Origin of the sequence: Wolbachia endosymbiont of Nasonia vitripennis (assembly GCF_048054115.1) — a bacterium.
Lineage (GTDB): Bacteria > Pseudomonadota > Alphaproteobacteria > Rickettsiales > Anaplasmataceae > Wolbachia.
This window is the reverse complement of the sequence record NZ_JAFEVF010000029.1, coordinates 1-9,260: the sequence shown is the minus strand read 5'-3', so window position 1 is coordinate 9,260 and position 9,260 is coordinate 1. Positions and strand designations below refer to the sequence as shown.

The following is a 9,260-nucleotide window of genomic DNA, read 5'->3' as shown; positions in this document are numbered from 1 at the left end:
TTTGCAAGTTCTAGCAATCCCAACTTTGGTTTTAGTATTTTTTCTTGTGTTGTATTCATATCTGACACTCCTTTAAAACTTGTCTATATTTTTATCTTACTTTGTTTGCTTGTCAGATCAAGTCTAAACTATTACAACTAAACAATATCTACTCAACGCAAATTACAACAAACGCAGTAGCATAATCTTGATCATCACTTAGAGAAAGGTGTATCTTGTAGTCTTTCGAGATGAAATCCTTTGTGATAGCAAGATGTGGTTTTCCCCTGATAGTACTGTATATTTCTATATCTTTCATTATAATTCCTTGGCTGAATCCAGTGCCTAGCGCTTTAACAAAAGCTTCCTTTGCAGCAAAGCGTTTAGCAAAATATTTTGCTCTTACTTCTTGGCTATTATATTTTTTGCTTATCTCTATCTCCTTCTTAGTATAGACTTTATTGAGAAATTTTTCCCCGTATTTTTGTGATATTCTCAATATTCTGGGTATATATACTATGTCAGTGCCAATACCGTATATCATTTTGCACTAAAACGATTTATTGCTTCTTCAACTTGTATTTCCTCTACCTCTCCAGTTGCCCTATTTTTTACTTCAACTATATTTGAAGTTACTGCTTTCTTTCCAATAATTATTTGCCACGGCAAGCCTATCAGATCCATTCTGGCAAATTTCACTCCTACACTTTCGTCCGTATCATCATAAAGCACTTCATCGCTTTTCAAAGCTTTGTATATTTTATCTGCAGCCTCCGTTACTTTTGTTTGTAAATTGATCAAACCAACTTTAAAAGGAGCTACTGCCTCTGGCCAGATAATTCCTTTATCATCATGGAAAGCTTCTATTATTGCGCCAACAAGCCTTGAAACTCCAATACCATACGAACCCATATGCATGTTAACATTTTTTCCATCTTGAGAAGTAACACTTGCCTTCATAGGCTTTGAATATTTGTCGCCAAAATAAAAAATATGCCCTATTTCAATACCTTTACTAACATTTAACTGTTCTTGCGGTATAGGACAAATTTTAGGATCATGCATATCGTCTGCAACTGCATATATGCTCTTCAGGCTTTCAATATCTTCGCTTTCTAGTAATTCAAAAAGTTTATTGTCATAATATAGAGTGCTCTCACCGGTGTTTGCCAATATATGAAATTCATGACTTAAATTTCCTCCAATTGGTCCTGTATCTGCCCTCACTCCAATTGGAGTAAGCCCCATTCGTTTGAAGATTTTTATGTAAGTTTTATACATCAAATTATATGAATTCAGTGCACCTTCGTAATCTACATCAAAACTGTATGCATCCTTCATCAGAAATTCCCTGCCTCTCATAACGCCATAACGAGGTCTTACTTCGTCACGAAACTTCCACTGAATTTGATATAAACAAAGTGGCAAATCTTTGTAACTTTTTACCGTATTTCTAATCAAATCAGTTACCACTTCCTCATGTGTTGGACCAAAAAGCATATCGCTTTCATGCCTATCTTTAATACGTAGCATTTCTTTGCCGTAATCATCGTAACGTCCTGACTCTCGCCAAAGACTTGCTGGCTGCACACAAGGCATCAACACTTCAATTGCACCAATTTCATCTCTGATAATATTTTCAATATTTTTAAGTACCAAAAGGCCAAGCGGCAGCCAAGAATAAATTCCAGATGCTGTCTGCTTGATTAAGCCTGCACGTAATAAATATTGATGAGAAATAATTTCAGCACCAGCAGGGGTTTCTTTTAAAGTTGGCAGGTAATATTGAGATAAACGCATTTGATAAATCTGATTGTACTAAGTAATCTTAATACAATCAGACCTGTAGGTAAACTTATTTTAAGAAGGGTGCACTACTGCTCTTACCTCGATCTATGACACTTTGAACTTGAAATGGTTTTGCTTTTCCACCATAAATATTCATGTTTTGATTAACCAAAGAAAATGGTTTTTGCACCTCACTATTCACTGAGTCAACATTATTTGCTTGTGCTGCAGGAGAAGCTTCATATTTCGTTTTTGAATTAACAGGCTAGGCGATATCGGTGGCTTCTCTGCCTTTAGTGTAGAACGTGGTGGAGTTGTGGATTTAGGTTTTACATTATCATCAGATCCACAACCACTGTCAGAACTATCCCTTCTTTTTTTATTGTCTAGTTGAGGGTTTAGAGGTGTTGAATATGTACTTTCATTATCGCTCCAATCTTGTTCAGACTCTTCACTACTGCTACTCGATACACTACTACTACGACTCCGTGGTGGTGAGATCATAGCTGACATTTTACTGAATGCCCCGTCCAGGTTACTTGGCTGTTGTACGTTGTCCTTTCCAACAATTCCTTTCCTTCGGCTTTTAAGCTTTTCCTTCAATTCATCTGAAAAATCTTGTGATTTCCCATCTTTGTTATTACCTGGTGTCTTAGCATTTTTAACCTCATTGTTAACACGTTTCAACTTAACACCTCCTCCTCTTATCTGCGCAATCAGAGCAGAACGATCATGCTCAGATTCATTAGCCTTTTTCGGTGCACCATTCTTAGGTTTCTCCGTACACTTGGAAGCTGTAGGAGGAGGTGGTAGTGGTGCAGCATTTTGTGGCAATGGAGGAGGTGGTGGTGGCGGTGCACTGGGTATTCCAGACATTACTGGAAATGATGGTGTAGGAGTATTGCTATGTTCAAGTTCTTTTGCTTTCTGTAAATCACTATATTTTCGCTGTTGTACGTCGTCCTCTTCATCAGTTGCTTTCCTTCGGCTTTTGAGCTTTTTGTCCAAATCAGCCATCAAATCTCCACTTTCTTGTTGCTTGCCACCTCCTGAGGGTATGGATTTATTAGTAGTATTATTCTTTAGAGTAGGTGGTGTCGGTACACTGGATGTTCTAAGCGCTACTGGAGGTGATGATGTATGAGTATTGCTGTGTTCAAGTCCTTTTGCTTTCTGTAAATCTTGTGATTGTTTTCTACCAGGATCAACTCCTTTCTCGCTGTTTATTGCAGAAAGGTGTGAATTGATAAGATATGCAGCTAAGCTCAACATAACCGATGCAGAAACAAAAGCAATAACTGTGAAAAGTACTGGATCACTTAGTGTTACTGAAATCGAAAGATATGTATATATACCAGCTGTAACACTAGATATACATAGCAACAAAGTAGCAATTGAATATTTTAAGGCAGCTGTCTTACTTATTCCAACTAAAGTATTAATCACAATGGGAGTATCGATTTTTTGTTCTGTTGCAAGTTGAATAGGATTCTCAGATAGCCCTTTTTCTGATTGAGTACTATTGTTAGTTCCTGAAGGTTTGTTACTATTACAATTATCTTGTTGAGGACTCAAAACTCTAGGTGATACAGGCTTGGTAGTTGATATTCTATTTGGCTCACTCTGTCTAATATTGCTTCCTTTATCTGCAGTTTCGCCATTCGCATTATTTGCTTCCTTGAATTTTGAATTATTTTCCAACTCTTTAAGACAATTTGGATTAGAAACCTCAGGTAAATCTCTTTTTAGCTTACTGCCACTGCTGCTTTTTTCTGCAGTAACACTAGGAGATTTTCCATCTTTATCGTTATGCTTACAAGTGTTTTTCCAATCCAGAGGTGGGGGAGGTGGCGGTGCAGGTATTTTATTATTAGATAAATCATTAGTAAGCATTTCTCTTTTTTGTTATTAATATAGTAATAATAATTAAATTATTATTACTTGTCAATAATTTTTGAGTAAGTTAACATTAAGATAATAAAATAAAAAGGAAAGAGAGAGGAGCAGTCTTCTAAGAAGAAATAGAAGCTGTTTTAAACCTCAAGTCATCACTTTGTTACTACAGCACATTATCGATGTTTTGGTATAGAGTAATCAGAATCATAAAAATAGCTTAGTGTTAGCTATTTTTATGATAACCTCTCTTAAACAATTGATATTTTACAGTGTTTTTGGTAAAATAATAGCTTAAGGCTTAGAATAAAAGTTTATGAGTGAAGCACAAGGTCCAAATATTGCAGAATGGCAGGCACAGCAGCAACACCAGGAAGCCGCTAGTGAGAAAAGTGGTTTCGGTCTTGGTCATAGTGACTCTGTTGCAACAATTGTGGATGGAATGAAGTGGATGTTCAACTTTCATGAAGGAGCAATTGCTGCTTATAATAATGTATTCGAAGGTTTGGTAAGTGGTAGCAGTCTAGTAACGTTATTTGGGAAATCAGGTAATATGTTTGGCATAAAATTTCTTGAAAGTCTTGCTGAATATTTTTCAGGTGGTGGTGGAGAAGATATGCCATCAGAAGGAATGGGTATGGACTACGGTGATGAGGGGCATCATCCGGATGATTATCCCCACTCTAACAATGAAATAGCTCAAAGTGCCGATGGTTTGCATGATATGCATGATGCAGGTGATCATCATGGCCAATCTTTTTCACCTGGTCCTTCACCATCTGTTGGTGATGATCATGAGCTTGGTTACTAAATAACTAAGAAGATTTTATTGTAATTAGTGAAAAAAGTTTCAGTTTTAGGATCAACAGGAAGCATTGGAAAAAAGACTGTAGATTTGCTCTTAAAGAGAAAGGAAGAATATCAGGTGGAAGCACTAAGTGCCAATTCTAACTTTGCTCTGCTAGCACAACAGGCAAATCTACTTAATGCAAAATATGCTGCCATTTCTGATGAAAGGTTCTACAAAGATTTAAAAGAAGATCTACTTGGTACAAACGTCAAAGTAGAAGTTGGTGCTCCAGGTCTAGCAAATGTTGCTTCTCTACCCGTTGATCTCTCAGTTATTGCAATAGTTGGCATCGCAGGCCTTGAGCCAGTTATAAAGGTTATAGAAAGCGGTACTAAAGTTATTGCTCTAGCAAACAAAGAGAGTATTGTTTGCGGTGGTAAGTTACTACTTAAAAAAGCTAAAGAAAGGAGCGTACAAATAATTCCCATCGACTCTGAACACAACGCAATTTTTCAAGTTTTGCAAAATGATGATAAATGTGTAGAAAAGATTATACTCACTGCCTCTGGTGGACCATTTTTAAATTATAGCCTTGAACAATTAAGAAATATCACAGTAAATCAGGCACTAAGTCACCCTACTTGGAAAATGGGAAAGAAAATCTCAGTTGATAGTGCAACAATGATGAATAAAGCACTAGAAATAATAGAAGCACATCATTTGTTTAATATTAGTCCAAATAGAATTGAAGCAGTAGTGCACCCTGAATCGATAGTACATGGAATTGTCGTTTATCACGATGGATTCAGCTTTGCTGTGCTTGCAGAAACTGATATGGAAATTCCCATTGCATATGCTTTATCTTGGCCAGAAAGATCAACTTTGAACTACAAGTTAGACTTAACAAAACAAAAAAAATTGACCTTTCAAGAACCAGACCACAAATGTTTTTCTTCACTAAAGCTAAGCATGGAAGTGTTAAATTCTTCTTCTCCACATACAAATAGTATTGTTTTGAACGCTGCAAATGAGATAGCTGTTAACGAATTTTTGAAGTCACGAATCGGCTTTTTAGAAGTAGTAGAGGTAGTAAAATCAACAATAGAAAACTTTGACAAGTACTCTGATATTAACTCACTATCCGACATAATAAGTGTCGATTTTGAAAGCCGTATTCTTGCCAATGAAATCATAAAAAGTAAAGGTATCTGTTCAGCAGAGTGATAAAATAAGGTAGACGAGAAAAGACAACTAAATGGTCAAGTAGCCCCATTTCATACTCCTGTCATCCTAGTAGCTGACACTGGGATCCAGAAAAATTTACAAGTAAACTGAGCTTATGCTAAATTCAATGAGATTAAATGAAAAACTTGATTCCAGCATCAAGTGCTGGAATGATACCTTACCTGAACAGATACATCACTAGCACGTTCGTTCACAATAACTTGAGAGAAGCTTACATCATTAATAACTGTATTTGCTCTATACAGATAACCGCATCCTATTGCAAGAAAAAGCAACGAAGTTGCAACAAGCGGAGTTGGGTTATCAACTGCGAAACATATACCAGCAGCAAGTACTCCAGATAACAAAAAAGCACAAGCATAATTAGTTTGTTTCCTTTTTTGAGCGACTGCTTCTATCTTTAGGAATTCTGGTTCTATTGCTTTCTTGACATGTCCTGCAATACAATCTCTTGGACTTTTGTTTTCATAGTTTTGAATATTAGGTTTGATATTTGGATGTGTAAGTAATATTTTTATCATGTCTACATTTCCCAACTTGCAAGCAATGTGTAGAGCTGTATTTTTTTCCTTCTTGCCGGTCTTAATTTCCTCCTCTGCACGAGCATAATTTTGAGGTATAAATCCTTCATTAACAGGTTGTGAATTGTTAAGGTATACACAACCCCCTCTACCCTGATCTACTACTTCTCTCCCCTCAAATTCGTACACTGGATAACCATCATGTTTCTTTGGTTTTCTCTCAATAACAGCTTGCTTGCTTTTAATATTTAAATCGATTTTTTTATGTTCTACAAGCAACTTAGCCATAAGCTCTAAATATTGATGTTCATCGTTATTACTAGTAACAAAAGCTGAAATAATGCACATCAAAGGTGTCATCCCATCCTCAAAAGCGTTAACATTCGCTCCTTCTTTCAATGCTTGTTGAAAATGATTCCAAGCTTCCTCAGGTGTTATTCTTTCACCACTAGCATTTTGAAATTCAATAGCTTTAAACAACTTTTTTGTTGCTTCACTTGTACTAAACATTTTAACCACCTATCACAACAAACTTGATAAAATTATACATAGAAAAAATTAAAATATCAACTATTAAGCTAATGATCCAGAATATACTCCTTCGTTAAAGGAGACTGAGCATTTTCAAAGATTTCTTGAGTACTTCCGAATTCAACAATCTTGCCATTGCAAAAGAAAACTATGCTGTCAGATAATTTTTTAGCTTGCTTCATCGAATGAGTTACCATAATTATGGTGAACCTCAATTTCAATTCTTGTATAAGATTTTCGATTGCATTGGTTGCCATTGGATCAAGAGCAGAGCATGGTTCATCCATTAATAAAATAGTTGGCTTTACTGCAATTGCACGAGCAATGCATAATCTTTGTTGCTGGCCACCAGATAAATTTAGTGCACTATCTTGCAATCTATCTTTCAACTCTTCCCATAAACCAACCTTAGTTAAACTACTTTCTACTATTTCATCTAATTTTTGCTTATTTTTCACCATGCCATGCAATTTAGGCCCATAAGCAACATTATCATATATTGACTTTGGAAAAGGATTGGGTTTTTGAAATACCATACCAACTTTTGCTCTGAGCAATACAACATCCATATCACGTGAATATATATTACCCAGCCCATCGATTACCAGTTCACCAGTCGCTCTACATCCAGGTACGTAATCATTCATACGATTGAAACAACGCAAAAATGTCGATTTACCGCACCCAGAAGGTCCGATAAAAGTTGTGACTTTCTTTTTGCAAATATTCAAATTTATATCGAATAAAACTTGTTTAGAGCCATACCAAAGATTTAAATTTTTAACGAAAGCGTATTTATCGCTCATACTAAATCCTGCATTGAATAAAGTCCTGGTATTTCCTGTTTATTCTCGCACAACCATATTGCTGCTTGAACCGCCCCTCTAGCAAACGTTGTACGATCAATTGCCTTGTGATTTAATTCTACTCGTTCATCGGAATTGACAAACATGACACTGTGATCTCCTATTACTCCACCTCCACGAGATACTGCAAAGCCTATTCCTCCTTTCCCTCTTATATTTGAATTATTATGTGAATATTGATTGAGCTCAAAATCCACTTTTGCAGCGTTAGCAACTGCTTTACCAAACTCTATAGCTGTTCCAGATGGTGAATCCTTTTTTAAATTGTGATGCATTTCCCAAATTTCAACGTCATACTCATTACCTAAAAGCTTGGCAGCTTCTTTTACCAATTTCAGCAACACATTAACTCCAACACTCATATTTGCTGACCATAATATTGGAACTTTAGCAGCATATTCTTTTAAATTTAGACCTTCTATTCCAGTTGTGCCACTAACTAGCGGTTTTTTAAATTTCACGGCCGCCTTAAGGCATTCTAGCATACATTCTTTAGTTGTAAAATCTATTACAACATCGGACGATTCAAATACCTCACTAATAGAACTTGTAATTTTGATTCCTAAATTGCAATTATTGCCTACAATAGGCCCAATATCTAAGCCTATATACTCACTGCCCAAGCGAGCAACAGCACCTGCTATTTCCACTTTGGTATTCGTAATTAATTCATTGAGTATTTTCTTACCCATTCTTCCTAAGCAGCCTATTACTCCAACTTTGATTTTCATAAAGCTTTTTCCACTATGTTAGGCTTTTTTTGAAGCTTTGTCATCTTTATAAGCTTAGCATATTTAGCCTTACACTGATAAAACTATAGCTATACATCGATGAATCTATTGAAAATTGATACGAGGAAGATACAAATTGTAATTAGTCAATTTTCTCCTATGGAGAAAACTTATAAAGAAAAAAAGAGCACCAACTTTGGTGCTCTTTTGTGAAGGATTTGGTTTGCTAGTTAATAATAACCGTTTCCTACTATACTCGGATTAGAGACACAATGTCTTTCTGTTGCTAGTGCTCGAGTTGTTGAACTTGGTTATGTAACTTCTGCATCATAAAACTCCTCTGATTCAGTAGTCACTTCCTCAGAGTAAGATCAGATAAATCTTCTCTAAACTTAGAAAGAGATGCAGTAAAAGCATTTATTAACTCTTGTTTTTTTCTTCAATAGTAGTTTTACCTGAAGATTGTCCTTGCTGTGATATGCTTTGTTTCGCAACACTTGTTTCACTTTTTTTACCACCAAACAGCCGCTTACAGCCTGATGAAATTTTTCTTGCAATCCATGAAATTCCTATGTGATCAGCAATCCACTTAAAAAAGTTTTTTATTTTTTTAAACATATTTTACTCCTTAAATTAATAATTTATATTATTATATACAAAGCATAATCTGTCAACTTTTCCTATAGAGAACGTATAAAGAAAAAAAGAGCACCAAAGGAGGTGCTCTTTTGTGAAGGGTTTGTTTTAACAATAACCGTTTCAATCTACACTTGGATTAGTGTAATAGTTTAGACTTGATCTGACAAGCAAACAAAGTAAGATAAAAATATAGACAAGTTTTAAAGGAGTGTCAGATATGAATACAACACAAGAAAAAATACTAAAACCAAAGTTGGGATTGCTAGAACTTGCAAAG

General features: G+C 35.6%; 9 protein-coding genes. 2 read left to right on the top strand and 7 right to left on the bottom strand.

Translation table 11 applies throughout. The features are described 5' to 3' along the window. Positions 1–148: 148 nt before the first annotated feature. The 3 genes from JR053_RS04295 to JR053_RS04285 form a co-directional block, all read right to left on the bottom strand. Entirely contained in the window at positions 149–523 is a 375-nt protein-coding gene (locus JR053_RS04295; protein WP_010401163.1) for a holo-[acyl-carrier-protein] synthase, read from the bottom strand. Next, positions 520–1,779: a proline--tRNA ligase gene (gene proS, locus JR053_RS04290; RefSeq protein ID WP_010401164.1), complete on the bottom strand. Its 1,260-nt coding sequence runs from the start codon at positions 1,777–1,779 to the stop codon at positions 520–522. The genes JR053_RS04295 and proS overlap by 4 nt, the downstream gene beginning before the upstream one ends. A 186-nt stretch (positions 1,780–1,965) precedes the next feature. Continuing rightward, positions 1,966–3,660, bottom strand: coding sequence for a hypothetical protein (locus JR053_RS04285; protein ID WP_416603655.1), 1,695 nt, complete (start codon positions 3,658–3,660; stop codon positions 1,966–1,968). A 316-nt stretch (positions 3,661–3,976) separates the two neighbouring features. Between JR053_RS04285 and JR053_RS04280 the strand changes: the two genes are divergently transcribed. Both JR053_RS04280 and dxr read left to right on the top strand, forming a co-directional pair. Further along, positions 3,977–4,471, top strand: coding sequence for a hypothetical protein (locus JR053_RS04280; RefSeq protein ID WP_010406678.1), 495 nt, complete (start codon positions 3,977–3,979; stop codon positions 4,469–4,471). A gap of 27 nt (positions 4,472–4,498) precedes the next feature. Beyond that, entirely contained in the window at positions 4,499–5,674 is a 1,176-nt protein-coding gene (dxr, locus tag JR053_RS04275; RefSeq protein ID WP_010406676.1) for a 1-deoxy-D-xylulose-5-phosphate reductoisomerase, read from the top strand. 158 nt (positions 5,675–5,832) lie between these two features. Here the strand turns inward: dxr and JR053_RS04270 are convergent, their stop codons facing one another. The 4 genes from JR053_RS04270 to JR053_RS04255 all read right to left on the bottom strand — a co-directional run bounded on the left by JR053_RS04270 (position 5,833) and on the right by JR053_RS04255 (position 8,962). Next, positions 5,833–6,726, bottom strand: coding sequence for an ankyrin repeat domain-containing protein (locus tag JR053_RS04270; protein WP_010401424.1), 894 nt, complete (start codon positions 6,724–6,726; stop codon positions 5,833–5,835). 68 nt (positions 6,727–6,794) lie between these two features. After that, positions 6,795–7,553, bottom strand: a complete 759-nt coding sequence (gene pstB, locus JR053_RS04265; RefSeq protein WP_010401422.1) for a phosphate ABC transporter ATP-binding protein PstB — start codon at positions 7,551–7,553, stop codon at positions 6,795–6,797. Next, positions 7,550–8,344, bottom strand: a complete 795-nt coding sequence (gene dapB, locus JR053_RS04260; protein WP_010401420.1) for a 4-hydroxy-tetrahydrodipicolinate reductase — start codon at positions 8,342–8,344, stop codon at positions 7,550–7,552. Before dapB ends, pstB begins: the two co-directional genes overlap by 4 nt. A gap of 420 nt (positions 8,345–8,764) precedes the next feature. Beyond that, positions 8,765–8,962 (bottom strand): hypothetical protein, encoded by a 198-nt coding sequence (locus JR053_RS04255; RefSeq protein WP_149168885.1) that lies wholly within the window; start codon positions 8,960–8,962, stop codon positions 8,765–8,767. Positions 8,963–9,260 lie beyond the last annotated feature (298 nt).